Consider the following 26,254-nt stretch of genomic DNA (forward strand, 5'->3'; position numbering starts at 1 on the left):
GCGCAATGATGCACAAAGCCGTTCCACTCGGTATTTATGAAAAGGCCCTGCCTGCGGGGGAAGACTGGTTCGCACGCCTGAAAATGGCCAAAGAGCTAGGCTTTGATTTCGTCGAAATGTCGGTCGATGAAAGCGATCACCGATTGGCGCGGCTGGACTGGAGTCGCGAACAGCGAATAGCGGTGGTAGATGCCGTTGCCCGCACCGGTGTTCGCATTCCTTCCATGTGCCTCAGTGCGCATCGCCGTTTCCCACTTGGGTCCGAAGATGATGCCACCCGCGCGCAGGGGCTGGAGGTGATGCGTAAAGCCATCGTGCTGGCGCAGGACCTTGGCATTCGAGTTATCCAGCTTGCTGGCTACGACGTCTATTATCAGGAAGCCAATGACCACACCCGCGAGCGTTTCCGCGCTGGCCTGAAAGAGGCCGTGGAGATGGCAAGCCGCGCGCAGGTCACGCTGGCGATGGAAATCATGGATTACCCGCTGATGAATTCCATTAGCAAAGCTTTAGGCTACGCCCACTATCTGAACAATCCGTGGTTCCAGCTCTATCCCGACATCGGCAACTTATCGGCGTGGGATAACGACGTGCAAATGGAACTGGCGAGTGGCGCAGGCCATATCGTGGCGGTACACGTTAAAGACACTCAGCAGGGCGTGTTTAAAAATGTGCCTTTCGGCCAAGGCGTGGTGGAGTTCGAACGCTGCTTCAAGACGCTGCTCGACACCGGCTATCGCGGCCCCTATTTGATTGAAATGTGGAGCGAAACCGCGATCGACCCAGTTAAAGAGGTGCGCGAAGCTCGCGCATGGGTGGTAGATAAAATGCAGAAAGCCGGGTTAAACGTGGAGGCCGCAGTATGTTAGAGCAACTGAAAAGACAGGTTTTCGACGCCAATATGGCGCTGCCTGCGCGGGGTTTAGTCACCTTTACTTGGGGCAATGTCAGCGGCATCGACCGGACCTCCGGCCTGATGGTGATCAAACCCAGCGGCGTAGAGTATGAAGTGATGAGTGCCGACGACATGGTAGTGGTGAATATGCTGGGTGATGTGGTCGAAGGGCATTTCAAACCTTCTTCTGACACGGCAACCCATCTCGCGCTCTATGCCCGTTACCCAGAGCTGGGCGGCATTGTTCACACGCACTCAACCTATGCCACTTCATGGGCGCAGGCCAATGCACCTATTCCCGCGCTGGGTACCACTCATGCTGACTACTTCGCGGGGGCGATCCCCTGTACTCGACCACTCAGCCGAGCTGAAGTGACGGGTGAATATGAGCTGGAAACGGGCCACGTGATTGCCGAAACGCTGGGGGACGCTGACCCCTTGCATATGCCCGGCATTCTGGTTTCGCAGCATGGCCCCTTCTGCTGGGGAACCACGCCTGAAATGGCGGTACACAATGCCGTGGTGCTGGAAGAAGTGGCAAAAATGGCGTGGATAACCGGCACCCTTAACCGGCAATTACCGCCGATGGATGACTATCTTCTGAACAAACATTTTACTCGCAAACATGGCCCGGACGCTTATTACGGCCAGAATTAGCGCTGTTGCTTGGCCTCCAGCCGTAATATTTACCAACAAATCCCTAAGCTTATCGCGCCCTCGCGATGAGCTTTTTTGTCCTATTGGGTTTATACCTATAGTTGATCCCAGATCACAGATTTCGCTTTCATGCAGAACAGACTTCTTCTCCCGTAGTGTAACGAAAAGGAAAGAGCTGCCTTATGACCAAGCCCACTCTCAAGCAGGACGTTTTTTTGGCGGCGCTAACCCGCCAATGGCAAGCCTTCGGGCTCACTTCCGCCAAGGACATGACTTTACATCAATGGTGGCATGCCGTTAGCGCCGCCGTCGCCGAACAGCTTCCCCCCCAAAACGACACCGTTCCCGCCAGCAAAAAGCGCCAGAAGATAACGCGCCATGTGAACTACATTTCCATGGAGTTTTTGGTGGGGCGTTTGACGGGTAACAACCTGATTAACCTAGGTTGGTTCGACACCGTCGCTGACGTGCTGAAGCAGTTTGATATTAACCTCAGCGACTTGCTGGAAGAGGAAATTGACCCGGCTCTCGGCAACGGCGGCTTGGGGCGACTGGCCGCTTGCTACCTCGACGCCATGGCTTCGGTCGGCCAGCCTGCGATTGGCTATGGGCTGAACTATCAATATGGTTTGTTCCGCCAACGCTTTGTCGAAGGGCAGCAGAAAGAGTCGCCGGACGACTGGCATCGCAACCAATATCCGTGGTTTCGCCACAACAGCTCGCTGGCCGTCAGCGTGGGCATCGGCGGGAAAATCGTCAAAAATGATGCCGGAGTGAGTCGATGGGAGCCAGAGTTTACGCTGCGTGGCGAAGCCTGGGACTTGCCGGTGATTGGCTATCGCAACGGCGTAACCCAGCCGCTGCGCCTGTGGGAAGCCACCCACCCGCACCCCTTTGATTTGGAAAAATTCAACGACGGTGAGTTTCTTAAAGCCGAACAACAGGGCGTGGATGCCGCCAAACTGACCAAAGTGCTGTACCCCAATGACAACCATCAGGCCGGCAAACGCCTGCGCCTGATGCAGCAATATTTCCAGTGCGCCTGCTCGGTGGCCGATATTCTGCGCCGCCACCACTTCCTTGGGCGGAAAATTGCCGAGCTGCCGGACTATGAGGTGATTCAGCTCAACGACACCCACCCGACCATTGCCATTCCCGAAATGCTGCGGGTGCTGCTCGATGAGCACCAGCTGAGCTGGGATGATGCCTGGCACATCACCAGCCGCACCTTTGCCTATACCAACCACACTCTGATGCCAGAAGCGTTAGAAACCTGGGATGAAAAGCTGGTGCGCAGCCTGCTGCCGCGACACTTCCAGATAATCAAACAGATCAACGCCAACTTTAAGAAAGTGGTCGACAAACAGTGGCCGGGCGACGAACAGGTGTGGGCCAAACTGGCGGTTCATCATGACAAGCAGGTGCGCATGGCGAACCTGTGCGTGGTGGCCGGGTTTGCCGTCAACGGCGTCGCCGCGCTGCATTCTGATTTAGTGGTGAAAGACCTGTTCCCCGAGTATCACCAGCTGTGGCCGGAAAAATTCCACAATGTCACCAACGGCATCACGCCGCGCCGCTGGATTAAACAGTGTAATCCGGCGCTTTCGGCGCTGATCGATAAGCGTCTTGAGACGGACGCGTGGGTGACCGATCTCAGCTTGCTAAAGCAGCTGGAAAGCGGCGTAAAAGACAAAAAATTCTGCAAAGAGTACCGCAAGATAAAGCATGACAATAAAGTGCGCCTTGCCGAGTACGTCTGGCAGCGGCTGGGGATCAAACTCAATCCGAACGCCATCTTTGACGTGCAGATTAAGCGCCTGCATGAGTACAAACGCCAGCATCTGAATCTGCTGCACATCTTGTCGCTGTATAAGCAAATTCGCGAGAATCCAAAACTGGATATCGTCCCCCGAGTTTTCCTGTTCGGCGCGAAAGCCGCTCCGGGCTACTACTTGGCGAAAAACATCATCTATGCCATCAATCAAGTTGCCGAGGCGATCAACAACGATCCGATCGTCGGCGATCGCCTGAAAGTGGTGTTTATCCCCGACTATTCTGTGTCGGTGGCGGAGTTGATGATCCCGGCCGCCGATGTCTCAGAGCAGATTTCCACCGCCGGTAAAGAGGCGTCGGGCACCGGCAACATGAAGCTGGCGCTCAACGGTGCGCTGACGATCGGCACGCTGGACGGCGCCAATGTTGAGATTGCCGAGCAGGTGGGGGATGAGAATATCTTTATCTTTGGTCTGGACGTTGATGGCGTTAAGGCGCTGCAAAAGAAAGGCTATAAACCGCAGAGCGTGGTGAAAAAGGATAAACATCTCAAAGCCATTCTCGACGAACTCGCCAACGGCTTCTTCACCAAAGGGGATAAACACGCTTTTGATTTGATGCTTAATAGCTTCAAAGAGGGCGGCGACCCTTATCTGGTACTGGCCGATTTTGCTGCCTATTGCGAGGCGCAGAAAAACGTCGATGCACTTTACCGCGACGCCGACGAGTGGACCCGCCGCGCTATTCTCAACACGGCTCGCGTCGGCATGTTTAGCGCCGACCGCTCGATTCACGATTATCAGCAACGCATCTGGCAGGCCAAACGGTAGGAGCAGGAATGGAGGGCAAGCAACTCGAACACGCGGCACAGCAGGCAGGTATTGTAGACAGTTTTATCAATATGCAGGATGAAGTGCAGTCAGTTTCTGATGAAACCAAGCAGGCGCTGCTCTCCGCCATGGGGCGCGCCGAGCAGGATCTTGGCTCGGCGTCGCCACTGCCCGCCGTGCTGGTGTTTCATGAGCACCAGCCGGTGGAGCTAGCGCCGCAATATTCGTCGGATTTGCACTGGCAGCTAACCTTGGAAAATGGCGATGTTTCCTCCGGGGAGCATGTCGCCAACCAGCCGCTGCGTTTGCCGAAAAACCTGCCGACGGGGTATCACCAGTTAACCCTCAGCCACGGCAAGAAACAGTGGGGCTGTCGCATCATTATCGCGCCGTCTCGCTGTTACGAGCCGCAGGCCGTACTCAATGGCGAGAAGCTTTGGGGCGCGACGGTTCAGCTTTACACCCTCAGGTCAGAAAAGAACTGGGGCGTGGGGGATTTCGGCGACCTCAAGCAGATGCTGGAGCAGGTCGCCCAGCGCGGCGGGGCATTTATTGGCCTCAACCCAATTCATGCGCTCTATCCGGCCAACCCGCTTAGCGCCAGCCCCTACAGCCCATCGTCGCGGCGCTGGCTGAACGTCACTTATATTGATGTTAGCCAAGTGCCTGAATTTATTGAAAGCGAAGAAGCCCAGAGCTGGTGGAGAGAACCGGAAACCCGCGATGCGCTGCATCAGGCGCGCAGCCGGGAATATGTCGACTATGCGCAAGTGATGAAGCTGAAATCTGACGGGCTAAAACTGGCGTGGAAGACCTTTGTCGACATGCCGGAGGCCAGTCAGCGCAAGCGTGACTTTCGCAGTTTTGTTCATTTGGGCGGCGAAAGTCTGTATCAGCTTGCTGTTTTCGACGCCCTGCATATTCATCTGCGGGATTTGGACTTGGGCCTGTGGGGCTGGCCTGTGTGGCCGGAAACCTACCGCGACATTAACAGCCCCGACGTGGTGGCTTTTCGCGAGCGCTACGCCGACGAAGTAGAGTTCTATTTATGGTTGCAGTGGTTAGCCCACGAGCAATTTTCTGACTGTTATGAAACCAGCGTTGCGCTGGGAATGCCCATAGGTTTATACCGCGATTTGGCCGTTGGCGTGGCCGAGGGCGGGGCTGAAACCTGGTCTGACCCCAACCTCTACTGTTTGCGGGCGACGGTCGGCGCGCCGCCGGACCTGCTCGGGCCGCAGGGGCAGAACTGGGGGCTTCCGCCGATAGATCCCCACGTAATGCAAGATCGCGCCTATCAGCCATTTATCGATTTACTGCGCGCCAATATGTCGCAGTGCGGCGCGCTGCGCATCGATCACGTGATGGGGCTGCTGCGGCTGTGGTGGATCCCCGCCCACGAACATGCGGCGAAAGGGGCTTATGTGCGTTATCCCCTGCAAGACCTGCTCGGCGTGCTGGCCTTAGAAAGCCAGCGCCACCGGTGCATGGTGATTGGCGAAGATTTGGGTATCGTGCCGCAAGAGATTGTCGCCAGCCTGCGCGACAGCGGCGTTTACTCCTACAAAGTGCTCTATTTCGAGCAGGAGAAAAACGGCGCTTATCGCGCGCCGGGGGACTACATCACGCAGGCGATGGCCACGGTAACCACTCATGATTTACCGACTCTGCGCGGCTATTGGGAAGGGGGCGATCTCACGCTCGGTGAGAAGCTGGGGATTTACCCGGATGCCAGCGTGCTGGCGCGGCTGCGCGCCGAGCGGGAAACCAATAAGCAGAACCTGCTGGATGCGCTGCATCGTCAGGGCTGCGTAGCGAAAAGCGTCGGAAAACAGGCCAGCCGGATGTCGATGACCCCAGCGTTAAATCGCGGTTTGCAGCGATATCTGGCGGGCAGCGCCAGCGCCTTACTGGGCCTGCAACCTGAAGATTGGCTGGACATGGCGACGCCGGTCAACGTGCCCGGCACCAATACGGAATACCCCAACTGGCAGCGCAAACTGACTCACAGCCTCGAGGAGATGTTTAGCGAAGAGTGGGTCAATCGGCTGATAAAGGATTTGGACCGGAGGCGCAAAAGGGCATAAAAAAAGGGTTCAGCTTAGCTGAACCCTTCTGTTTTCTAGCCTTGGCAAGCTGTTCTATTAGTAGAACGAGTGCTCGCCGCGCTGGTGTTCGGTCAGGTCACGAACGCCTTTCAGCTCTGGGAAGTTTTCCAGCAGTTCTTTCTCGATGCCGTCTTTCAGGGTGACATCAATCATTGAACAGCCGTTACAGCCGCCGCCGAATTGCAGAACAGCGATGCCGTCATCGGTGATTTCCATCAGAGAGACGCGGCCGCCGTGGCTGGCAAGCTGTGGGTTGATACGAGATTGCAGTTGATATTCAACGCGTTCCATCAGCGGCGCGTCGTCAGAAACTTTACGCATTTTCGCATTAGGGGCTTTCAGCGTGAGCTGTGAGCCAAGCTGGTCGGTAACAAAGTCGATTTCAGCATCAGCCAGATAAGGCTTGCTCAGCTCGTCGATGTAAGCGGACAGCTTTTCGAATTTCAATTCAGTATCCGTTGCTTCCACCGCGTCAGGTGGGCAGTAGGACACACCGCACTCCGCGGTCGGCGTACCGGGGTTGATCACGAATACGCGGATCTGGGTGCCTTCTTCTTGGCTTGCCAACAGTTTGGCAAAGTGCGCTTGGGCAGCATCGGTAATAAGAATCATAACATTGGCTCAATAGTTGACTACTCCAGTTGGTTATAATACGCCCTTTACTTAGCCGACTACAAGGTGCGACAAACGCACCAAATCTGTAGCGAGGCAATCCCCTGATTTCTCAGTAACTTACTGATTTCACATAATGTGCTCCCCGTTGTAACAACATCATCAAGCAGCGCAACATGCTTGCCGTGGAAGTTTTCGCGGCAAATAAAGGCTCGGCGTAGATTCATTTTCCGTGCTGATTCGGAAAGCCGTTGCTGCGGCGGCGTGGCGCGAATTCGCTGCAAAGCATAGGGGTGAAATTGGCATTGCAACCAGCGAGCCAGCGGCGCGGCCAGCAGTTCGCTCTGGTTATAGCCACGTCCAAAGTAGCGTCGGCGATGCAAAGGCACGCTGAGCAAAATATCCGGGCGAACCAACTCGCCGGCCCGAAACCGCGCCAGCCAGCGAAACAGCAGCAGCCTGGCGAGCGGTATGGCCAGCTCGGGCTGTTTGGCGAATTTCAGACGCATCACTAAGCCGCTGAGTGGCGCAATGTAGTCACTCACTTGCACCAAGGCGTCCCACGGCGGCGGCTTGCGCAGGCAGCGCCCGCAGTCGAGTTTGGCGTGGCTGCTGGATAGGCCGCAGCGCGGGCAGCAGGGCGGCGGCACGGGGAGGTATTTGACGCAAACGCTACAGATGCCGTGCCGCGCAAGATGCAGCGGCTGTTGGCATAGCCAGCACTGCGCCTGAATTGTTATCCTTAACATCACTTTTCCCTCAGTGGATTTCGAAACCCAACGGACATTACCCTATGAATAAGCTCTACTGGCAGACCTTTGGTGAAGGCGATCTCGATCTTGTGCTGCTTCACGGATGGGGGCTGAGTGCGGAAGTCTGGCGTTACACCGCCGAGCGACTCGCGCCGCATTTTCGGCTGCACCTGGTCGACCTGCCGGGCTATGGCCGCAGTGAAGGTTTTGGGCCGATGAGTATTGAGGAGATGGCCGACACCGTGCTGGCCGCCGCGCCAGAAAAAGCCGTGTGGCTAGGCTGGTCGCTGGGCGGGCTGGTCGCCAGCCAGATTGCCCTGAGTGCGCCAGCGCGCGTCGAAAAGCTGATCACCGTGGCCTCTTCCCCCTGTTTTGCCGCCCACGACGAGTGGCCGGGGATTAAGTCTGAAGTGCTGCACGGCTTCCAGCACCAGCTGAGTGAGGATTTCCAGCGCACGGTGGAGCGTTTTCTGGCCCTGCAAACGCTGGGCAGCGACAGCGCCCGTCAGGATGCCCGCATGTTGAAGTCGGTTGTGCTGGGCCAGCCGATGCCGTCGGTAGAGGTGCTCAATGGTGGATTAGAGATTTTGCGGCAGGTGGATTTGCGTCAGGCTATGTGCCAACTCAGCGTGCCGATGCTGCGAATTTATGGCGCGCTCGACGGTCTGGTGCCGCGCAAAATTGTGCCGTTATTGGATGCCCTGTGGCCGGAAAGCGAGTCGCATATCATTGAAAAATCGGCCCATGCGCCTTTTATTTCTCACCCAGAAGCCTTTTGTGAGCAGATAAAGCAGTTCGCTGTCACACATTGAAATTTCATGTAAATATTTTATACATTTCTACTGGATATTTTTTGGGCGTGACTAATACTTAGGCAGATAATACCGAACAGTGATTGTCGGGCCAGCCTATGGCTCGGTGACATCACGCCGCGTTTCTGGGGGATTTTGGTGTCAGGCCAGGAAGGTTACGCCAGCGCGGGTTTCATCGTCGGTATTGTCATGGGAGCTTTATCAAAATAATCACTCTTAGAGGTAACTTCATGAAATCTTATAAAATTATGGCAGCAGTCGTTCTGGCAGGCGTATTCTCAACCAGCGCAATGGCGGCAGAGTTGATCACTAAAGAAGTGGCACAAGAGAAAGGTTTGGTTAGCCTGGGTACCATCACGACCAGCAATGAATACACTGCACCAATGGACGCGCGCGAAGAGCTGTCCAAGCAGGCTGATGAGAAAGGCGGCAAATACTTCGTGATCATCGGTGGTCAAGAGAAGAAGAAAATCAGCGCAACGGCTGAAGTCTTTAAAGACAAATAAGTTTTTAACGGCAAATAAGTTTTACAGTCTTCACGAGAAGGGTGCCTAAGGGCGCCCTTTTTTATGGAGCATTCTTCAGGTTAAGTTCGCGGGCGGGTTGTGTATCATTAGCTGACTACCCTTTATTGCAGTGGGGTTTTTGCTGCTTTGAATAATAAGGAAGCTAAACGATGAGTTTGCCGCGTGCCCATGACCTGATTTGGATTGCCGACCGTTCGGCGCTGGAAAGTGATCAAGCCTTGCCCGAGTGGGTAAGCCACTGGCGGACGCATTTACCGCTGGTGGTGCGTCGGGGGCAGCGTGCTGATGGCGCAATCGCCGTGGGAATTCGTGGTATGACGCGCACTCAGCGGGCGACGGCCTGGGTGGCACCTTCCTCCATCGTGCGTACCGTGACGCCGGAATCGCTAGTCGCCAATCCGGTGTCATTACTGCATTCACGCTTTATTTCCCTGCCTCCAATGCAGTCGCTGATCACCTTTGCCAGCCTGAAATGGCCGTGGACATGGGGTGTGATCGGTAGCTGCGCCTACACTATGGCCAGTGATATCCCGGCGATGCACGCCGACAGCAATCTCGACTTGCTGATCCGCTGTGACCAGCCGGTATCGCCAGAGGCGTTCCGTGAGTTGAGCAATACTTTGCAGCAGCTGCCGTGCCGCACCGATGTACAAATCGTGACGCCGCAGGGCGACTTTGCCCTCGGCGAGTGGTTGCAGGGCGGTGAGGTGGAATTAGAAACGGACGCGGGCTTGGTGCAAGTCCGCGATCCGTGGCAATCGCTGAGTTAAGAGGGGATCAGCCGGTAGCTGACGGTCAGACATTTTTTGCCGTCTGCACAACTTTTGCAGCTGCCGCTGAGGCAGCTGTTATCAGGTTCAACGGCCTCCAGCTTTCTCATCGCTACCAGTTTGTCGAGCATCGCCTGCACCAGCGGCTGCGGCGCTTTCAGTTGCAGGCTCAGCTGGCGTGCATCGGCCATTCCGGCCAGTGCGACGTTATCGCGAACGGCTATCAGAGAAGTCATCTCAACTCCTTAATGGCAATCGTTAACTGCCGGCTGGCAGCAGGCGGCGACGTTGCGCGGTTTCAGCGTGACGGTCACGCGGCTGCGCATTTTCCTCAGCGCCACCAACACCAGCGCATTAAAAGCAATCACGGTGAGAATGATGCCCAGACTGCTGGCCGGGTGCTGGCTAAAGGTGGCGGTCTGGAAGAACAGGGTTGCCAGCGAATAGGCCACGTTCAGCCCCCAGGCGATGGAGAAGGACATCCATCCACGGCTGGTTTCGCGAGCGATGGCCCCCATGACCGACACGCAAGGCACATACAGCAGCACAAAGATCAGGTAGCTATAAGCTGAAATCGCCGTGCCAAATTTACTGCTCATCACGCCCATCGAGGTGGCAGCCATTTCGCCGTCGCCCTTGCTGGCTTCAATCGGGTTCGACAGTACGCTCAGGCTGAAGGTATCTTTCAGGCCCTGCCAGGTTTCGTGCACCGCGCCGTTCAGTTCATCCAACAGGTTGAAGTTGGCGGCATCAAACTCCTGCGTGGTGATGTGCTCGGCGGTATATAAGGTGTTGAGCGTGCCGACCACCACTTCTTTCGCCATCGCGCCCGTCACCAGTCCGACCGTCGCCTGCCAGTTGTCTTCATGAACGCCCATCGGTTTCAGCAGCGGGGTTAGCACTTTACTGACGCTGGCCAGCGCCGAGTCATTAATGTTGTCCACCGCCTTGCCGCTAAAGGAGAAACTGTTCAGCGCGCCGATACAAATACTTGCGATAACAATGACTTTACCCGCGCGCAGCACAAAACCTTTCAGCCGCTGCCAGGTTTGCAGCAGCAGGCTTTTCAGATGCGGAATGTGGTAAACCGGCAGCTCCATCACGAAGGGAGAAGCTTCGCCGCGCATGATGGTGTATTTCAGCACCAGGCCGGTGAGGATGGCGACCACAATGCCCAGCAGGTAGAGCGAGAACACCACCGATGCGCCGCTCTGGCCAAAGAACGCGGCGGAGAACACGGCGAAAATCGCCAGACGCGCGCCGCAGGACATAAACGGCGCCATCATGACGGTCATCAGCCTTTCGCGCGGCGCGTCCAAGGTGCGTGCGCCCATAATCGAAGGCACATTACAGCCAAAACCGACAATCAGCGGCACGAAGGATTTGCCCGGCAGCCCTAGCGCTTGCATCAGGCGGTCCATCACGAACGCGGCTCGCGCCATGTAGCCGGAGTCTTCAAGGAATGAGAGGAACAGGTACATCATGCCGATTTGCGGCACCAGCGGCAGCACGGTGTTGATACCGCCGCCAATCCCCTGCGCGAGGAAAATCGTCAGCCACTGTGGGAAGTGCAGGGTGAAACCTACCCACTGCATGCCTTGAATGAAAACAGCCGCCGAGCCGATATCGAAAATCGGTTGCAGCGCGCCGCCGATGTTAATCGCCAGCAGGAACATCAGGTACATCACCAGCAGGAAAATCGGCACGCCGAGGAAACGGTTGAGGATCACCCGGTCGAGAAGTTGCGTCATGCGATTCGGCGCGGTCAGGTGTGAATTACTTACCGCCTCGCACAGATTGACGATGCTCTGATAGCGCGCATCGGCGATCAGCAGCGCCGGGTCTTCATGCTGCTGGCTGACCAGCCTTTGGCGCACGGCGGGCAATAGCGCGGCGGCTTGCGGGGCGTGAGTCTGGCTATAAATGTCGCCTTCCAGCATCTGCAAGGCCAGCCAGCGGCGCTGTTGTAATGGCAGAGTGTCGGGCATGGCGTCGGCCATGGCGTCCACTTCCTGCTGTAAAATCGGCGGGTAAATCACCCGAGAGAGGTCAGAGGCGGCAGGGCGGCTATCAATGCATTTTTTCAGCTCGCTGATGCCGCTGGCGCGGGTAGAAATCAGCGCAATGACCGGGCAACCCAGCCGTTTTTCCAGAGCAGAAATATCAATAGTGATGTTCTGGGTCTGGGCAATATCCAGCATATTCAGCGCCACAATGCAGGGAATGCCAAGCTCCAGCAGTTGCAGCGTTAAGTAGAGGTTTCGCTCCAGATTCGAGGCATCCACCACGTTGATTATCAGGTCGGCGTCGCCGCTGAGAATGTAGTGGCAGGCAATTTGCTCGTCGAGCGAGGTTTGCTCGGAGATGGTGGTGAGCGAATAGGTGCCTGGCAGATCAACCAGCGTAACCTGATGCCCGGCCGTGGAGAACTGGCCTTCTTTGCGCTCGACGGTGACGCCTGCCCAATTCCCCACGCGTTGACGTGCGCCAGTTAATTGGTTGAAAAGGGTGGTTTTACCGGAGTTCGGATTACCAATTAAGCCAATAGTCAGTGCTTTCATACGTTGATTTCTACGTGAGAGAAGAGAGCGGCGCGGGCATTAAATTAAAGCGAGCCCGCGCTGAAAAAATCATCAGGCCTGAATTTCCAGCTTTAGCAGGTCGAGGTCTTTTTTGCGCACGACCAGACTGGTGCGACGGGTTTCGATTTGTACCGGATCACCCATGGGCGCTACGCGGATAATATTGAACAGAGAGCCGGGCAGCATGCCCAGTGACAGCAGTTTCTGCCGATAAGCCGGGCTGATTTCATGTGAAAAGCCGGTAATTTTATAAGCACGTTGAGAGAGTAGTTGCATAGGTCCTCGCGAAGCGTTCAGGCGGAATGGGGACGGCGATAGCGCCGTGCTTCCTTGCCCGGTTATTACCCCCTGACTGGGGTAAATCGTTGCGAAATAGGGTCTGGTTGGTGTCCGGCGAAGCCTTGCCAGACTAATTACTTTTAGAAGTAAAAATGCGAATAGTTATCATAATTAGTACGCACGAAGAGAGTTAAAAAAGGGACATTCCCTAAAAGACTCCCTTCGCGATGGGGCTATCCTATTCCTCTGTTAGGGCAGATTTATTGATTTAACTCAGTGATTACGTGATTAGTAATCATTCAAGAAGTAGGGGTATTGGCGGGAATAATAAAAAAGCCGCTGAAATTCAGCGGCTTTGAGTAAGAGCAGAAATTGGCGCTTTTAGTGCTTTTTACCAAAGGCGGCGGCGAGGGCGTCGCCCATCGCGCTGTTGCCCGCAGGCGTAGACGCCGCGCGTCCGGCCGGTTTGTTCGGCGCACCGCGCTTTTGCGCGTCACGGCCGTTGCCACCTGCAGGTGCCGCCGAACCGCCACCGCGACGAGCCGAGGTTTCGCCCGGCTGCTCGTTAAGACGCATGGTCAGGGCGATACGCTTACGCTGCAAGTCCACTTCCATCACTTTCACTTTAACGATATCGCCCGCTTTGACCACGGTGTGTGGGTCATCGACAAACTTATTCGCCAGCGAAGAGATGTGCACCAGACCGTCCTGATGTACGCCGATATCCACGAAGGCGCCGAAGTTGGTCACGTTAGTCACCGAACCTTCCAGCACCATGCCCGGCAGCAGGTCATTCATGGTTTCAACGCCGTCAGCAAAGGTCGCGGTTTTGAACTCAGGGCGCGGATCGTGCCCCGGCTTTTCCAGCTCTTTGATGATGTCGGTCACCGTCGGCACGCCGAACTGCTCGTCGGTGAACTCGCTGGCTTTCAGGCCGCGCAGGGCGTTGGAGTCGCCCATCAGCTCTTTCAGCGCCAGATTGGTGGCCGCCAAAATGCGCTGCACCACCGGGTAAGTTTCCGGGTGAACGGTTGAGGCATCCAGCGGGTTATCGCCGTGGTTGATACGCAGGAAGCCCGCGCACTGTTCAAAGGCTTTTGGCCCCAGGCGGCTCACTTTCAGCAGCTGCTCACGGTTGCGGAACTGGCCGTTTTCGTCGCGCCAGCTGACAATATTCTGCGCCATCATGCGCGTCAGGCCCGCGACGCGAGTCAACAACGGCACCGAGGCGGTATTCAGGTCAACGCCCACGGCGTTCACGCAGTCCTCCACCACGGCATCGAGTTTCTTCGCCAATTGGGTCTGGCTGACGTCATGCTGGTACTGGCCGACACCAATGGATTTCGGATCAATTTTCACCAGCTCGGCCAGCGGGTCTTGCAGGCGGCGGGCAATAGAAACCGCGCCACGAATAGACACGTCGAGGTCGGGGAACTCCTGCGCCGCCAGCTCAGAGGCTGAATAGACCGACGCGCCCGCCTCGCTGACAATCACTTTCTGCGCTTTCACTTCCGGGAACTGTTTTTGCAGGTCGAGGAAGAAACGCTCGGTTTCGCGAGAAGCCGTGCCGTTGCCGATAGCCACCAGTTCAACATTGTGTTTGATGCACAGCGCCGCAACCTGCTGGGCCGCTTTCGCCGCCTGACCGGTGTGTGGGTAAACGGTGTCAATGCCGACCAGCTTGCCGGTGTTGTCGACTACCGCCACTTTCACGCCGGTGCGCAGGCCGGGGTCGAGGCCCATGGTGGCGCGCATTCCGGCCGGAGCGGCCATCAGCAGGTCGTGCATGTTGCGGGCGAAGACGTTAATCGCTTCGTCTTCGGCGCGCTCGCGCACCGTGCTCATCAGCTCGGTTTCAAGGTGCAACAGCACTTTGATGCGCCATGTCCAGTTGACCACCGCGCGACGCCAAACGTCGGCTGGCGCATTGTTCAGGCGCAGCCCGAGGTGCTCAATGATCAGCTGCTCGGCATAGCTCTCTTTTGGCGCTTCGTCATGCTGCGGATCGGCGTTCAGCGCCAGTTGCAGCACGCCTTCGTTGCGACCACGGAACATCGCCAGCGCGCGGTGAGAAGGGACTTTGGAAATCGGTTCGTGATGGTCGAAGTAGTCGCTAAATTTCGCGCCTTCCTGCTCTTTGCCATCGACCACGCGAGAGACTAAGTGGGCATTCTTCCACAGGTAGTCGCGAACTTTGGCCAACAAGCTGGCATCTTCGGCGAAACGCTCCATTAAGATGTAGCGCGCACCGTCAAGGGCGGCTTTGGTGTCGGCGACGCCTTTTTCTGCATCAACGAATTTGGCTGCGGTGGCGTCCGGCTCGTTTTGCGGCTCATTCCACAGCAGGTCGGCCAGCGGCTCGAGGCCAGCTTCAATGGCGATTTGCCCGCGAGTCCGGCGCTTAGGTTTATACGGCAGGTATAAATCTTCCAGCTCGGTTTTGCTCAGCGTGGTGTTAATCGCTTTAGCGAGGTCGTCGCTCAGTTTTCCCTGATCCTCAATGGATTTGAGAATGGTTTGGCGGCGATCTTCAAGTTCACGCAGATAGCCCAGACGGCTGTCCAACTGACGCAGTTGGGTATCATCCAACCCACCGGTGACTTCCTTACGATACCGCGCAATAAATGGCACGGTATTACCTTCATCCAGCAGACGCACCACGGAAGCAACCTGCTCCGGGCGAACCTGCAATTCAGTTGCGATAATGCGGCTCAGTTGATCATTCATAGGCTTTTCATTCGTTGAGTGACATAAAAACTGGGGGACAGTTATACGTTTTGAGGGTGAAAAATGCCAGTTATCTGGCCCTTCTCACCGGCGTTTTGAGAGTCATGGAAGGTTTACGAACTTGGCGCTTGTTCATCATAGTTGATTTCATTCACATACCACATGGCTTCGCCCACCGGGGTTTGCACCACGGCGCTGTCGCCCACCTCTTTCTTCAGCAGGGCGCGGGCCATCGGCGAGTCGATAGAAATGTAATCTTTGCGGCCAAAAATTTCGTCATAGCCGACGATGCGAAAACGCTTGGTGTCGCCGTCGTCATTTTCGATATCAACCCAGGCCCCAAAGAACACTTTGCCTTTTTGCTGCGGCGAGTAATCGACAATGCGCAGTTGCTCAAGGCACTTGGTCAGATAGCGCACCCGGCGGTCAATCTCGCGCAGGCGCTTCTTATTATATTGGTAATCGGCGTTTTCACTGCGGTCGCCAAGGCTGGCAGCCCAGGTGACTTTCTTGGTCACTTCGGGCCGCTCTTCGCGCCAGAGGAAGTCCAGCTCTTGCTTAAGTTTGTTATAACCTTCGCGGGTAATCAGTTTGGTTTTCATATTCTGTTCACGAGTGAGTCTGTGCGCCAAAGGGGGATATTTTCATAGCCGGGTTGCAGGCTCAAGATTGCTAGAGCAAATTAGCCGGAAAGAGGTAAAGTGGCAATCATGCTGATTTATGTTAACGAGGGCGTGAGTTGCCGCTGAAAATTGTTGATAAATTAGGAAAAGCATAATCTTTGTAACAATTTCGACTAGAATATATACCATTAATAGCTGTCTGTTTTAGCACGAATTTCTAACAATACAGACTTCGGGTATTCATGCCTTTGGGAGTAATAAAAATGCAAGAGAATCATAAGATTCTGGTTGTTGATGACGATATGCGCCTGCGGGCTCTTTTAGAACGTTACCTGACCGAACAAGGTTTTCAGGTACGCAGCGTAGCGAACGCCGAACAGATGGATCGCTTGCTGACTCGTGAATCATTCCACCTAATGGTGCTGGATTTAATGCTTCCTGGCGAAGACGGCCTGTCCATTTGCCGCCGCCTGCGCAGCCAAAGTAACCCGATGCCAATCATTATGGTTACCGCGAAAGGTGAAGAAGTTGACCGTATCGTTGGTCTGGAAATCGGCGCCGATGACTATATTCCTAAGCCATTTAACCCGCGTGAATTGCTGGCCCGTATCCGCGCCGTGCTGCGCCGTCAGGCTAATGAACTGCCGGGCGCGCCTTCTCAAGAAGAAGCGGTGATCTCCTTCGGTAAGTTCAAACTGAACCTCGGCACCCGCGAGATGTTCCGTGAAGATGAGCCTATGCCATTGACCAGCGGTGAGTTTGCCGTGTTGAAAGCCTTAGTAAGCCACCCGCGTGAGCCGCTATCTCGCGACAAATTGATGAACTTGGCCCGTGGCCGCGAATACAGCGCCATGGAGCGTTCCATCGACGTGCAAATCTCCCGCCTGCGCCGCATGGTGGAAGAAGATCCGGCACACCCACGTTACATCCAAACCGTTTGGGGCTTGGGTTACGTCTTTGTACCGGACGGCAGTAAGGCATGAGACGAATACGCTTTTCACCGCGTAGCTCGTTTGCCCGAACCCTGCTGTTGATCGTCACCTTGCTGTTCGTCAGCTTGGTGACGACCTATTTGGTCGTGCTGAATTTCGCCATTCTGCCGAGTCTGCAACAGTTCAATAAGGTCTTGGCTTACGAAGTGCGTATGCTCATGACCGATCAGTTGCAGCTGGAAGATGGCACGCTGCTGGCCGTTCCTCCGGCATTCCGCCGTGAAATCTACCGCGAGCTGGGGATTTCCCTCTATACCAACTCTGCCGCTGAAGAGAGCGGGCTGCGTTGGGCGCAACATTACGAATTCCTCAGTCAGCAAATGGCGCAGCAGCTCGGTGGCCCAACCGATGTTCGCGTCGAAGTGAACAAGAATACCCCGGTCGTGTGGCTGAAAACCTGGCTGTCGCCTGACATCTGGGTGCGCGTACCGTTGACCGAAATTCATCAAGGCGACTTCTCCCCGCTGTTCCGCTACACCTTGGCGATTATGCTGTTAGCCATAGGCGGCGCATGGCTGTTTATCCGTATTCAAAACCGACCCTTGGTGGAACTCGAACACGCCGCATTGCAGGTGGGTAAGGGGATAATCCCGGCCCCGCTGCGCGAGTACGGCGCGTCTGAGGTGCGTTCGGTGACCCGCGCGTTCAACCAGATGGCCGCCGGCGTGAAGCAGCTTGCCGACGACCGAACCTTGCTGATGGCCGGTGTCAGCCACGACCTGCGCACGCCGTTGACCCGTATTCGTTTAGCGACGGAGATGATGAGCGACGGCGATGGCTACCTCGCGGAGTCCATCAACAAGGACATCGAAGAGTGCAATGCCATTATTGAGCAGTTCATCGATTATCTGCGCACCGGGCAGGAGTTGCAGACCGAAGAGTGCGATCTCAACTCGATTCTCGGCGAAGTGATTGCCGCCGAAAGTGGATACGAGCGTGAAATCGATAGCGATTTGGTCAGCGGCGAAGTGCTGGTCAATGTGCATCCGCTGTCTATCAAACGCGCCGTGGTGAATATGGTGGTGAACGCCGCCCGCTACGGCAACGGCTGGATAAAAGTTAGCAGCGGCAAGGAGTTGCAGCGCGGTTGGTTCCAGGTTGAAGACGACGGCCCCGGCATTGAACCAAGCCAGCTGAAGCACCTGTTCCAGCCATTTGTTCGCGGCGACAGCGCCCGTACTACCAGCGGCACCGGACTAGGTTTAGCGATTGTGCAGCGCATCATCGATGCCCACGCCGGTTCGCTAGATATCGGCCGCAGCCCGCGCGGTGGACTCCGCATTCGGGCATATCTCCCCCTGCCGGTGGAGAAGGCAGTTGTGACTTCACTTCCGCAGAAAACCGTTTGAGTTAAGGGGGTATAGCCCCTTGCTCCTCAAGCCTTAAGTTCAAATTCAAAACCGTGGGCGTCGGCCCACACCGACCAAGGGAGGCGTAAACGCGCCTCCCTTGGAACCCTGCGTTTTTTATTGCTGTGAGATCGAGGCTTCGCAGGGTTGGAATGGACGTGTTTCAGTCACCATAATGACAGCCGCGAAAAGCCGCCGCTTAGGCGGTTCCCTCGCTGCGGGATTACAACCCGCGCAAAAAAGGCGCGGTTTTCCACCTCTTGCTCGGCGTCATTTCTGAACGCGGCCTACTGGCATTTACGCCGAACCGTTTCATTCAATTCGCAAAACAAACCTGAACCTACTGAAAAGGGACGATTGAAAAGCCTCAAAACCGCGCTCAAAAATGGCGCCGAATGAATGGTTCGAGACCAAAGGCTCGAAGCCTGAAATTCGGGAACCGCCTAAGCGGCGACATTTTGCGGTGTGAACTGAAGTGACTGAAACATGTCCCTCCAACAAGCGAAGCGCGCAGTAAAAGAGCCGGGGATTCTCAAGGGGCGCGGCGATAGGCGCCCCTTGAGGCCGGTGTGGCGGCAGCGCACGACCTTGACCTTAAGGCCGGTGTGGGCCGGCGCCCACGACCTTGACCTTAAGGCCGGTGTGGGCCGGCGCCCACGACCTTGACCTTCAAAATTTGCAAAAGCTTTTTAAAGCTTTGGCCCCGCCGCGACCAACCGCGCTCCCGCCTCGGTATCCGTGTACTTATCAAAGTTAGTCACAAACTGCTGTGCGAGGTCGTGCGCCTTCTCTTGCCACTGCTCGGCGGAACCGTAGGTGTTGCGCGGGTCGAGGATGTGGGTGTCTACGCCCGGCAGTGCGGTTGGCACGGCGAGGTTGAAGACTGGCAGAGTGAAGGTTTCGGCGTCATCGATGGTGCCATTCAGGATGGCGTCGATGATGGCGCGGGTGTTCTGGATAGAAATGCGTTTACCCGTGCCGTTCCAGCCGGTGTTCACCAGATAGGCCTGAGCTCCGGCAGCTTCCATACGTTTTACCAGCACTTCGGCGTACTGTGTCGGGTGCAGCATCAAGAAGGCTGCGCCGAAACAGGCGGAGAAGGTTGGGGTGGGCTCGGTGACGCCGCGCTCGGTCCCTGCCAGCTTGGCGGTGAAGCCAGAGAGGAAGTGATATTGGGTCTGATCGGCAGTCAGGCGTGATACCGGCGGCAGAACGCCGAACGCGTCTGCGGTCAGGAAAATCACCTTGGTCGCGTGGCCCGCTTTCGACACTGGCTTGACGATGTTTTGGATATGGTAAATCGGGTAGGAAACGCGGGTGTTCTCGGTTTTCGAGTTATCGTCGAAGTCGATTTTACCGGCGGCATCTACCACCACGTTTTCCAACAGCGCGTCGCGGGTGATGGCGCCATAAATGTCTGGCTCGGCTTCTTTACTCAGCTTGATGGTTTTGGCGTAGCAGCCACCTTCAAAGTTGAACACGCCGTCGTCATCCCAGCCGTGCTCGTCGTCGCCAATCAGCTGGCGTTTCGGGTCGGTGGACAGAGTGGTTTTGCCTGTGCCAGACAGGCCAAAGAACACCGCCACGTCGCCTTTTTCGCCGACGTTGGCGGAACAGTGCATGGAGGCAATACCTTGCAGTGGTAGCAGGTAGTTCATCACCGAGAACATGCCTTTTTTCATCTCGCCGCCGTACCAGGAGCCGCCAATCAGCTGAATGCGCTCGGTCAGGTTGAACGCCACAAAGTTCTCAGAGTTCAGACCTTGCTGCTGCCAGTTCGGGTTGGTGCATTTCGCGCCGTTCATTACGATGAAATCCGGCTCGAAGTTTTCCAGCTCGGCGTCCGTTGGGCGAATGAACATGTTTTTCACGAAATGCGCCTGCCAGGCCACTTCGGTAATAAAGCGGACTTTCAGACGTGAATCAGCGTTCGCGCCGCAGAAGGCGTCGATGATGAACAGGCGCTTAGAGGAGAGCTGCTGAGTCACCAGCGCTTTCAGCTCGCTCCACACTTCCTGACTGAGCGGCTTATTGTCATTCTTCCCTTTGCCCTGATCGGCCCACCAAACGGTGTCTCGAGTGGTGTCATCGCGCACAATGTACTTATCTTTTGGCGAACGGCCGGTAAAGATTCCGGTATCAACATTCACCGCGCCCAGCTCAGTGACTTGACCACGCTCAAAACCTTGCAGACCGGGTGCTGTCTCTTCTTTGAAGAGCAGGTCGTAATCCGGGTTATAAACAATTTCGCGGGTATCCTTGATACCGTAGGTGGCCAGTTTTTCTTTGCTGAGATGGTGGGTCGGCATGTCCCTGCTCCTAGATCGGATGGTCAAATCTGAACGGCTTTGTGGCCGCCATGTAAAATGAAATGCACTGCAATTGTAAAGATTTATGGCTTTTTATCTGCGGTTTTCTTCAAAGAATGGCATCTATGGCGGGTTTTTTGGCAGTTCTGAGAGACAGTGCACGAAGACGGTGTAACGAAAGTAAAGTAATTGAATGAAGCCGGAGCAATGTCAGACATTGCTCCGTATTTGATGGTGTTTATGGCGTTTAGTGAACGGCGCTGTCGGCGTCCGGCAGATTGCCGCTGGCTTTGTAGGTTGCCAGGTCCATGGCGTCGAACGCGTAATCGCTGCCACAGTAATCACAGTGCATTTCGATTTTGCCATCTTCTTCCAGCATCTCGAGCACTTCTTCGCCCGGCAGGGTCATCAGGGCATCTGCACAACGCTCGCGGGAGCAGGTGCAGCGGAAGCAGACGTCTTGTGGTTCGTAGACCGTCACTTCTTCCTGATGATACAGGCGGTATAGCACTTCGGTGGCTGGCAGGGTGAACAGCTCTTCCGCTTTGATGGTGGTGGTCAGCTGTGACAGGTGGCTGAACTCTTCCGGGTCAGTCTCTTGCGCAGGCAGCACTTGCAGCAGCAGGCCGCCCGCCGCGGCTTTACCCTCGGACTCGCCGGTACGGATAAAGATGCGCGTTGGCAGCTGCTCTGAACGCAGGAAGTAGTTTTCGAGACATTCCGCCAGCGTTTCGCCTTCTAAATCAACCACGCCCTGATAGCGCTCACCTTCCGTTGGGGAAATGGTGATCACCATGTAGCCGTTGCCAATCATCTGCTTCAGCGAGCTATCGGCGGCGATATCGCCTTGCAGACGGGCCACGCCGCGCATCTCTTGCTTGTTGTTGCCGTTAATAACCGCCAGCTTCAGTGGGCCATCGCCCTGAAGTTGTACGGTGATGTCGCCATCAAACTTCAGCGTGGCGGTCAGCAGGCTGGTCGCCACCAACATCTCACCCAGCAAGGTGCGAACTTCTGCCGGATAGTCGTGGCCAGCGACGATTTGCTCAAACGTCTCGCTGAGGGAAACCAGTTCACCGCGCACAGCGTGGTTTGTGAACAGGTAGCGGTGTAATTGGTCATGATTGGACATACTGTTCTCTCTACTTAAGCGACTTTCCGTTTATTCGGCATCGCCATATTTAAATTTAATCAGGTTGCGGCGCTCCTTCTTATCAGGGCGCCGATCAGGATGTGGCATGGCTTTCATTTTACGCGCCTCAGAGATTTTCTCTCGGCTGGTAATGCTTAGTTCAGTTTCCTGATAAAGCTTTTGCGCCTCTTCGGCGCTTCGCCGCTGGGTTGTCAGGTCCAGAACCACGACGGTTTTTTCATCATTTCCCTGACGCAGTTTGATTTCGGCATTCACTTCAACCAGCTTACTCGGCTTGCCGCGCTGGCCGTTGTAATGCACTTTGCCGCCATCAATCATCTCACGCGCTAAGGCTCGCGTTTTGTAAAACCGCGCGGCCCACAGCCATTTGTCGAGGCGAACCCCGTTGTCATCCTCTGGCGTTTTGCCTTTCATATTTCTCCCCTAGGTCAGCAACGATCGGCTTTCCCGGCCTGTCACGGGCTGAATGGACGGCAGCAGGCTCAGGTAGTCAGTGATCGAAGGATGGGCCTCAAACGCTTTGTTCGCCAGCGTAGAGTCGGGATTTTCTATACCCAGACAATAGCGGATACCAAAGGTTTTTGCCGCATTGAGGATGGGTTCTCCATCATCCACAAACAGGGTGCGCTGTGGATCAAAACCGGTTTTCTGCTGCACCGCCTGCCACAAACGCTGATCTTCCTTTGGATAACCAAATGTGTGGGTAGAAAGTAATAAATCAAGGTGCTGGTCCAAACCGGTGTGCTGGCACTTGACCTCAAGGCTGTGCGGATGGGCGTTGGTCAGCAAAATGGTCTGGCGGCCGCTGGCGCGTAAATGCTGCAAAAAGGGCAGGGTGTCGTCGCGCAGGCGCGCCCTGTGGCCGGCCTCGGTGGTCATCTGGTAAATATCCAGATCCAGCTTGTTGCACCAATAGTCAAAGCAGTACCAGTTCATGGTGTGCTGGACAGCAAGGTATTCGGCGTGAATATATTGCCGCGCCTCTTCGAAACTCAGGCTGCGCTGTTGGCTCAGCGCCTGCGGGACATCTTGCAGCCAAAACTGGCTGTCGAAGGCGAGATCCAACAGCGTGCCGTCCATGTCCAGCAGCAGGGTATCAATGTTATTCCAGTCAAACTCCGGTGGCATACAGGCTCCATATCTCCACGGTGAACGACTTGAGTGCCGTTGCTGGGAGAGAAATATCATAAAGGGCAGAGGAAGCGGCAGGGTAGCACATCCTTCCTTCACGCCGCCGAGGCTGGCGTGAGGGAAGTCAGGTGTTTATTGTAACCTGAAAAGATTAATTCAGCGTGTGAGGCGCGGGCGTGACGATAGTCGGATTGAAGCAGTTGTTGTAGTAATGCTGGATGTCATTCATCCGATGTTTGTCTTTCAACATGCGTTTTGCCAACAGCACGGCGTTCACCACTAAGCAAACCACTAACAGAATCAACAACAAGCTGGTGCCCAAATAGCGCCATAGCGTCGAGATATCCGGCTCGCTGTGCAGTGAAATATGCCGTGTGCCGTTGGCGTCAACGTTAATGCTGGTGATCACCCCTTGGGCAGTGAATGGCGTATGCAGCAGCATGGAAGAGAGATTCTGCAACTGTTTCCACTGGTTTAACGGGCTATAGGCATAGAGGGAAACCGGCGGGGCAGGCTGGTCGACCAACTGCTTGCCTTCATCATTGCTGATTAAGAAGCCGCCCGGCGGTGGGCTATTGAGCGCCTGTGCCGCGCGGCGTGTTTCCAGCGCGAAGAATGACGAAGTGGCGGTATTCACCAGTTCGCTCAGCGACTGGGCGCTTACCGGGCGTAGTAACACGTTCATGCCTTTCAGGGTGCCAGATTTGGCGCGCTTAACCAGCGTTGCCCAGTTGTCGGCATTGCCCAGATTAACCAGCGCGTTTTTCAGCCGCACACAATCATCGCTGTTACTGCACAATGTCTGCGTTTTCAACACGATATCTGAGAAGTCGTCCAGCAGGATCATGCCCGATTTTTCAATCGCGGTGGCGAGCTGTGGGTTGATGTTCTGCTCGGTGCCACTGTCGTTTGGATGCAGCTGAGTATTCACCGTGGTGAGCAGCGCGGTGGCAGCGTCGATGGATTCTGATTCCGGTATTGGCAGCGGCGCGGCTTCGTTCCAGTAAATGCCAGAGCAGTCAAATGGCATGAAGCTGGTCGGCGCGGCGCGGGCGCTCTCTGGCGGCACATAGCACATGCCGGTGCCCTGAACTTTTAGCGTGTCGCCAACCCGCAGCGGCGTTTTCTCCAGCGCTTGCACGCTGTTAACCTGGGTGCTCTGCGCGCCTTGCAGCCACGCGACGCTGAGTTTCAGAGGTAATCCGAGTGGGACATAAATCAGCAAAACCAGCAGTAGCACCAAGGCACTGGCAGCCAGCACCAGATTCTTACCCCACTGTTGCAGCGGGAAATTTTTCACTTCGTCATGCAGCGACAGGTAACTGCCCTGACGCACCACTTGGCTGTTCATATAGACTTCAACATCGGTCGGCTGACCCAGATCGCGGGCAATGAACGGCTGCCAGTGCGGCGGATAGATCAGGTCTACCGCGCCCAAAGAAATATTGCTGATATCACCCTGTTTCGACTCGCCAAACAGGCCCCAGCGCTTAGGCTGGCCGCGCAGACAGTGGATCTCTTTGCGATGCTTGCCCAGGCGTTCAGCCAAGTAGCGCCAGCTTACCCAACCCGCCAGCACCACCGCCAGAGCCAGCGTCCACGGCAGGATCACCGCCGGTCCTACCAGCGTAATAAATAGCAGCAGCATAATGGCCGAGATAGCAATGGCTTCGCGCACGCCGTTGGAGCGCGTCAGGGCGTGCTCTTCGCGGGTTTCATGGCGAACTTTGACCAACTGAATGTGTTCACTCTCTTCATGGCGAATCGAGGCGTTCTGCGGAGGAGTCGGGATAACGGAAGGGGCCGGGGCCGAGCGTTCGTAAATATGATTGACCAGCGAATGGCCGTTGAGCGAGATAACCAAGGGGACTGTCTGGGTTTTAATCAGCTCAACGTGGTTTTCCTGCGCGATGTACTGTTCCCAAAACGGCGGCAGATGCACTTCGGTCGTTTCGAGGAAATATCGCCATTTATTGGGATCTTCGCTGGCGACGCCGTAACGGGTGATCGCCCGCGTGACCGCGTAGACGTTTTCACTTTTGGCGGTGAGCGTCAGTTTATCTCGCAAAACCATCAGGTTACTGCGATGAGTAATTGGCGTTTGGCTCAGTTTTTCGTGTTGACGCAAATATTGCTCGACGGCATCTCTTTCATGCTGCGTAAGCTTGCGCTGATTGGGTTTGCTGAAATGCACGGTTGAAGATGCAGTATTGCGACGTCGGACGATAAACCAGAAGAATACGCCTGCGGCAATTGCGGTGATACACAATAAGAATAGTGTCACGATTACTGTGCTCATCCGATCCCCTGATTAAGATGATTTGTATCAACACGCTGTGAATTCATAAGTGCAAATAGTCTATCAAAACAAAGATTTAACAATGAAATCCATCAGCACGATTTAAACTGTGCTGGAAAGGATTAATTCATGGGTTGTTTTTAGCGGCTCTCTTTTGTGAGCCGAATGTGGCGTATACCGCCTACTTATCACGTAAAAACAGCCACTTTGGATCATACCAATATTCTTAACGAAGCGGGTATCGGTATAATCCTATTTTTATGCGTCGTGCTTTTTGTTAATGGGTGTTTATATAAATTGCGACGTAAATCACCTAGTTATTTCTGCGAAATTGTTCAGCTTTGTTGAGGTTGCCGAATTTATGTCGCACAAATATTGCGATGAAGGTTCGCATTAACGCACAATGCCATCAAGTGACAATGAACTGAAACCCATTGCGACACCGTGTCAGGTGAACAATAAATTGGGGAAACCATGGATAAGCACCTGCAAAAACCTGAGATTCTAAAAGTGGAGACTGTTGCCAGCTCTCGCTTATTTACTATCGAATCCGTCGATCTCTCCTTCAGTAATGGCGTGCAGCGCGTGTATGAGCGTATGCGCCCCTCTAATCGCGAAGCAGTGCTGATTGTGCCAGTTATCGGCGATGATCTGCTGCTGATTCACGAGTACGCCGTGGGTATCGACAGCTATGAGCTGGGTTTTCCAAAAGGACTGATTGATCCGGGCGAAACGGTATTTGAAGCCGCCAACCGTGAGCTGATGGAAGAGGTGGGCTACGGGGCTAACCAGTTAGAGTTTCTCTCGAAGCTGACCATGGCACCCTCTTATTTCTCCAGCCGGATGAATATCGTGATTGCCAAAGGGTTGTACCCGCAAAGTTTGGAAGGCGATGAGCCGGAGCCTTTGCCGCAAACGCGCTGGCCGATTGCCCGCATGCTTGAACTGCTGAAAGAGCCTGACTTCAATGAAGCGCGTAACGTCAGCGCGCTGTTCCTCGCTCACGATTTCCTGACCCGAAACGCGATGTAAGCCGCTGACTTTACTTAGCCGCTTTCTCCCAGCAATAGACAT

General features: G+C 55.4%; 22 protein-coding genes. 10 read left to right on the forward strand and 12 right to left on the reverse strand.

Annotated features, from left to right (window positions below; translation table 11 throughout):
- Window positions 1–5: 5 nt before the first annotated feature.
- From ACT3RT_RS15655 to malQ, 4 genes are all read left to right on the forward strand, one after another.
- A complete protein-coding gene (locus ACT3RT_RS15655; RefSeq protein WP_496203291.1) occupies window positions 6–869 on the forward strand; it encodes an L-ribulose-5-phosphate 3-epimerase in 864 nt (287 codons plus the stop codon).
- Window positions 863–1,552 carry an L-ribulose-5-phosphate 4-epimerase gene (locus tag ACT3RT_RS15660; protein ID WP_185689053.1) on the forward strand — a complete coding sequence of 230 codons (690 nt, stop codon included), beginning with the start codon at window positions 863–865 and terminating at the stop codon, window positions 1,550–1,552. The genes ACT3RT_RS15655 and ACT3RT_RS15660 overlap by 7 nt, the downstream gene beginning before the upstream one ends.
- 182 nt (window positions 1,553–1,734) lie before the next feature.
- Window positions 1,735–4,155, forward strand: a complete 2,421-nt coding sequence (malP, locus tag ACT3RT_RS15665) for a maltodextrin phosphorylase (protein ID WP_496203292.1) — start codon at window positions 1,735–1,737, stop codon at window positions 4,153–4,155.
- A gap of 8 nt (window positions 4,156–4,163) precedes the next feature.
- Entirely contained in the window at window positions 4,164–6,242 is a 2,079-nt protein-coding gene (malQ, locus tag ACT3RT_RS15670; RefSeq protein WP_496203293.1) for a 4-alpha-glucanotransferase, read from the forward strand.
- Between the two features lie 57 nt (window positions 6,243–6,299).
- Here malQ and nfuA read toward each other — a convergent pair whose 3' ends face one another.
- The gene (nfuA, locus tag ACT3RT_RS15675; RefSeq protein WP_353503616.1) at window positions 6,300–6,875 is read right to left on the reverse strand and encodes a Fe-S biogenesis protein NfuA; all 576 of its coding nucleotides are present in this window, start codon (window positions 6,873–6,875) and stop codon (window positions 6,300–6,302) included.
- A 59-nt stretch (window positions 6,876–6,934) separates the two neighbouring features.
- Window positions 6,935–7,624 carry a DNA utilization protein GntX gene (gntX, locus tag ACT3RT_RS15680; protein WP_496203294.1) on the reverse strand — a complete coding sequence of 230 codons (690 nt, stop codon included), beginning with the start codon at window positions 7,622–7,624 and terminating at the stop codon, window positions 6,935–6,937.
- A gap of 44 nt (window positions 7,625–7,668) precedes the next feature.
- Here gntX and bioH point away from each other — a divergent pair, with 44 nt between their 5' ends.
- The 3 genes from bioH (at window position 7,669) to ACT3RT_RS15695 (ending at window position 9,736) form a co-directional block, all read left to right on the forward strand.
- The gene (gene bioH / locus ACT3RT_RS15685) at window positions 7,669–8,439 is read left to right on the forward strand and encodes a pimeloyl-ACP methyl ester esterase BioH (protein ID WP_496200444.1); all 771 of its coding nucleotides are present in this window, start codon (window positions 7,669–7,671) and stop codon (window positions 8,437–8,439) included.
- A 230-nt stretch (window positions 8,440–8,669) separates the two neighbouring features.
- Window positions 8,670–8,945, forward strand: coding sequence for a YdgH/BhsA/McbA-like domain containing protein (locus ACT3RT_RS15690; RefSeq protein WP_034793855.1), 276 nt, complete (start codon window positions 8,670–8,672; stop codon window positions 8,943–8,945).
- Window positions 8,946–9,115: 170 nt separating this feature from the next.
- Entirely contained in the window at window positions 9,116–9,736 is a 621-nt protein-coding gene (locus ACT3RT_RS15695; protein WP_353503613.1) for a malonate decarboxylase holo-ACP synthase, read from the forward strand.
- Here the strand turns inward: ACT3RT_RS15695 and ACT3RT_RS15700 are convergent.
- The 5 genes from ACT3RT_RS15700 to greB all read right to left on the reverse strand — a co-directional run bounded on the left by ACT3RT_RS15700 (window position 9,733) and on the right by greB (window position 15,926).
- Window positions 9,733–9,972, reverse strand: a complete 240-nt coding sequence (locus tag ACT3RT_RS15700; protein WP_353503612.1) for a FeoC-like transcriptional regulator — start codon at window positions 9,970–9,972, stop codon at window positions 9,733–9,735. The two genes, ACT3RT_RS15695 and ACT3RT_RS15700, sit on opposite strands and share 4 nt — an antisense overlap.
- A gap of 9 nt (window positions 9,973–9,981) precedes the next feature.
- Window positions 9,982–12,297: a Fe(2+) transporter permease subunit FeoB gene (gene feoB / locus ACT3RT_RS15705; protein WP_353503611.1), complete on the reverse strand. Its 2,316-nt coding sequence runs from the start codon at window positions 12,295–12,297 to the stop codon at window positions 9,982–9,984.
- A gap of 72 nt (window positions 12,298–12,369) precedes the next feature.
- The gene (gene feoA / locus ACT3RT_RS15710; protein ID WP_353503610.1) at window positions 12,370–12,594 is read right to left on the reverse strand and encodes a ferrous iron transporter A; all 225 of its coding nucleotides are present in this window, start codon (window positions 12,592–12,594) and stop codon (window positions 12,370–12,372) included.
- 384 nt (window positions 12,595–12,978) lie between these two features.
- Window positions 12,979–15,324, reverse strand: a complete 2,346-nt coding sequence (locus ACT3RT_RS15715; RefSeq protein ID WP_496203295.1) for a Tex family protein — start codon at window positions 15,322–15,324, stop codon at window positions 12,979–12,981.
- 113 nt (window positions 15,325–15,437) lie between these two features.
- On the reverse strand, window positions 15,438–15,926 hold the full coding sequence (gene greB / locus ACT3RT_RS15720; protein WP_353503608.1) for a transcription elongation factor GreB: 489 nt from the start codon (window positions 15,924–15,926) through the stop codon (window positions 15,438–15,440).
- Between the two features lie 284 nt (window positions 15,927–16,210).
- Between greB and ompR the strand changes: the two genes are divergently transcribed.
- Both ompR and envZ read left to right on the forward strand, forming a co-directional pair.
- Window positions 16,211–16,930, forward strand: a complete 720-nt coding sequence (gene ompR, locus ACT3RT_RS15725) for an osmolarity response regulator transcription factor OmpR (protein ID WP_009635740.1) — start codon at window positions 16,211–16,213, stop codon at window positions 16,928–16,930.
- Entirely contained in the window at window positions 16,927–18,288 is a 1,362-nt protein-coding gene (gene envZ / locus ACT3RT_RS15730; RefSeq protein ID WP_396131873.1) for a two-component system sensor histidine kinase EnvZ, read from the forward strand. The genes ompR and envZ overlap by 4 nt, the downstream gene beginning before the upstream one ends.
- A 689-nt stretch (window positions 18,289–18,977) precedes the next feature.
- On the opposite strand, the gene pckA is transcribed toward envZ, so the two are convergent.
- The 5 genes from pckA to ACT3RT_RS15755 form a co-directional block, all read right to left on the reverse strand.
- Window positions 18,978–20,597, reverse strand: a complete 1,620-nt coding sequence (gene pckA, locus ACT3RT_RS15735) for a phosphoenolpyruvate carboxykinase (ATP) (RefSeq protein WP_353503606.1) — start codon at window positions 20,595–20,597, stop codon at window positions 18,978–18,980.
- A 247-nt stretch (window positions 20,598–20,844) separates the two neighbouring features.
- Entirely contained in the window at window positions 20,845–21,729 is an 885-nt protein-coding gene (gene hslO / locus ACT3RT_RS15740) for an Hsp33 family molecular chaperone HslO (RefSeq protein ID WP_353503605.1), read from the reverse strand.
- A gap of 30 nt (window positions 21,730–21,759) precedes the next feature.
- On the reverse strand, window positions 21,760–22,164 hold the full coding sequence (gene hslR / locus ACT3RT_RS15745; RefSeq protein ID WP_496203296.1) for a ribosome-associated heat shock protein Hsp15: 405 nt from the start codon (window positions 22,162–22,164) through the stop codon (window positions 21,760–21,762).
- Window positions 22,165–22,173: 9 nt separating this feature from the next.
- On the reverse strand, window positions 22,174–22,878 hold the full coding sequence (gene yrfG / locus ACT3RT_RS15750) for a GMP/IMP nucleotidase (protein WP_496203297.1): 705 nt from the start codon (window positions 22,876–22,878) through the stop codon (window positions 22,174–22,176).
- A gap of 154 nt (window positions 22,879–23,032) precedes the next feature.
- Window positions 23,033–25,180, reverse strand: a complete 2,148-nt coding sequence (locus ACT3RT_RS15755) for an intracellular growth attenuator family protein (RefSeq protein ID WP_353503602.1) — start codon at window positions 25,178–25,180, stop codon at window positions 23,033–23,035.
- Between the two features lie 474 nt (window positions 25,181–25,654).
- Between ACT3RT_RS15755 and nudE the strand changes: the two genes are divergently transcribed.
- Complete coding sequence (gene nudE, locus ACT3RT_RS15760; RefSeq protein WP_353503601.1) at window positions 25,655–26,212, forward strand: ADP compounds hydrolase NudE; 558 nt, start codon at window positions 25,655–25,657, stop codon at window positions 26,210–26,212.
- Window positions 26,213–26,254: the final 42 nt, after the last annotated feature.

Origin of the sequence: Ewingella sp. AOP9-I1-14 (genome assembly GCF_052375995.1) — a bacterium.
Lineage (GTDB): Bacteria > Pseudomonadota > Gammaproteobacteria > Enterobacterales > Enterobacteriaceae > Ewingella > Ewingella allii.

Bases quoted from the DNA above. Each gene is read 5' to 3' on its own strand.
- pckA (WP_353503606.1), bottom strand. From the start codon at position 20,597: ATGCCGACCCACCATCTCAGCAAAGAAAAACTGGCCACCTACGGTATC.
- feoB (WP_353503611.1), bottom strand. From the start codon at position 12,297: ATGAAAGCACTGACTATTGGCTTAATTGGTAATCCGAACTCCGGTAAA.
- ACT3RT_RS15690 (WP_034793855.1), top strand. From the start codon at position 8,670: ATGAAATCTTATAAAATTATGGCAGCAGTCGTTCTGGCAGGCGTATTC.
- ACT3RT_RS15700 (WP_353503612.1), bottom strand. From the start codon at position 9,972: ATGACTTCTCTGATAGCCGTTCGCGATAACGTCGCACTGGCCGGAATG.
- ACT3RT_RS15660 (WP_185689053.1), top strand. From the start codon at position 863: ATGTTAGAGCAACTGAAAAGACAGGTTTTCGACGCCAATATGGCGCTG.
- ACT3RT_RS15695 (WP_353503613.1), top strand. From the start codon at position 9,116: ATGAGTTTGCCGCGTGCCCATGACCTGATTTGGATTGCCGACCGTTCG.
- nfuA (WP_353503616.1), bottom strand. From the start codon at position 6,875: ATGATTCTTATTACCGATGCTGCCCAAGCGCACTTTGCCAAACTGTTG.
- gntX (WP_496203294.1), bottom strand. From the start codon at position 7,624: ATGTTAAGGATAACAATTCAGGCGCAGTGCTGGCTATGCCAACAGCCG.
- ACT3RT_RS15755 (WP_353503602.1), bottom strand. From the start codon at position 25,180: ATGAGCACAGTAATCGTGACACTATTCTTATTGTGTATCACCGCAATT.
- hslO (WP_353503605.1), bottom strand. From the start codon at position 21,729: ATGTCCAATCATGACCAATTACACCGCTACCTGTTCACAAACCACGCT.
- yrfG (WP_496203297.1), bottom strand. From the start codon at position 22,878: ATGCCACCGGAGTTTGACTGGAATAACATTGATACCCTGCTGCTGGAC.
- feoA (WP_353503610.1), bottom strand. From the start codon at position 12,594: ATGCAACTACTCTCTCAACGTGCTTATAAAATTACCGGCTTTTCACAT.
- bioH (WP_496200444.1), top strand. From the start codon at position 7,669: ATGAATAAGCTCTACTGGCAGACCTTTGGTGAAGGCGATCTCGATCTT.
- malP (WP_496203292.1), top strand. From the start codon at position 1,735: ATGACCAAGCCCACTCTCAAGCAGGACGTTTTTTTGGCGGCGCTAACC.
- ompR (WP_009635740.1), top strand. From the start codon at position 16,211: ATGCAAGAGAATCATAAGATTCTGGTTGTTGATGACGATATGCGCCTG.
- nudE (WP_353503601.1), top strand. From the start codon at position 25,655: ATGGATAAGCACCTGCAAAAACCTGAGATTCTAAAAGTGGAGACTGTT.
- greB (WP_353503608.1), bottom strand. From the start codon at position 15,926: ATGAAAACCAAACTGATTACCCGCGAAGGTTATAACAAACTTAAGCAA.
- malQ (WP_496203293.1), top strand. From the start codon at position 4,164: ATGGAGGGCAAGCAACTCGAACACGCGGCACAGCAGGCAGGTATTGTA.
- ACT3RT_RS15655 (WP_496203291.1), top strand. From the start codon at position 6: ATGATGCACAAAGCCGTTCCACTCGGTATTTATGAAAAGGCCCTGCCT.
- hslR (WP_496203296.1), bottom strand. From the start codon at position 22,164: ATGAAAGGCAAAACGCCAGAGGATGACAACGGGGTTCGCCTCGACAAA.
- envZ (WP_396131873.1), top strand. From the start codon at position 16,927: ATGAGACGAATACGCTTTTCACCGCGTAGCTCGTTTGCCCGAACCCTG.
- ACT3RT_RS15715 (WP_496203295.1), bottom strand. From the start codon at position 15,324: ATGAATGATCAACTGAGCCGCATTATCGCAACTGAATTGCAGGTTCGC.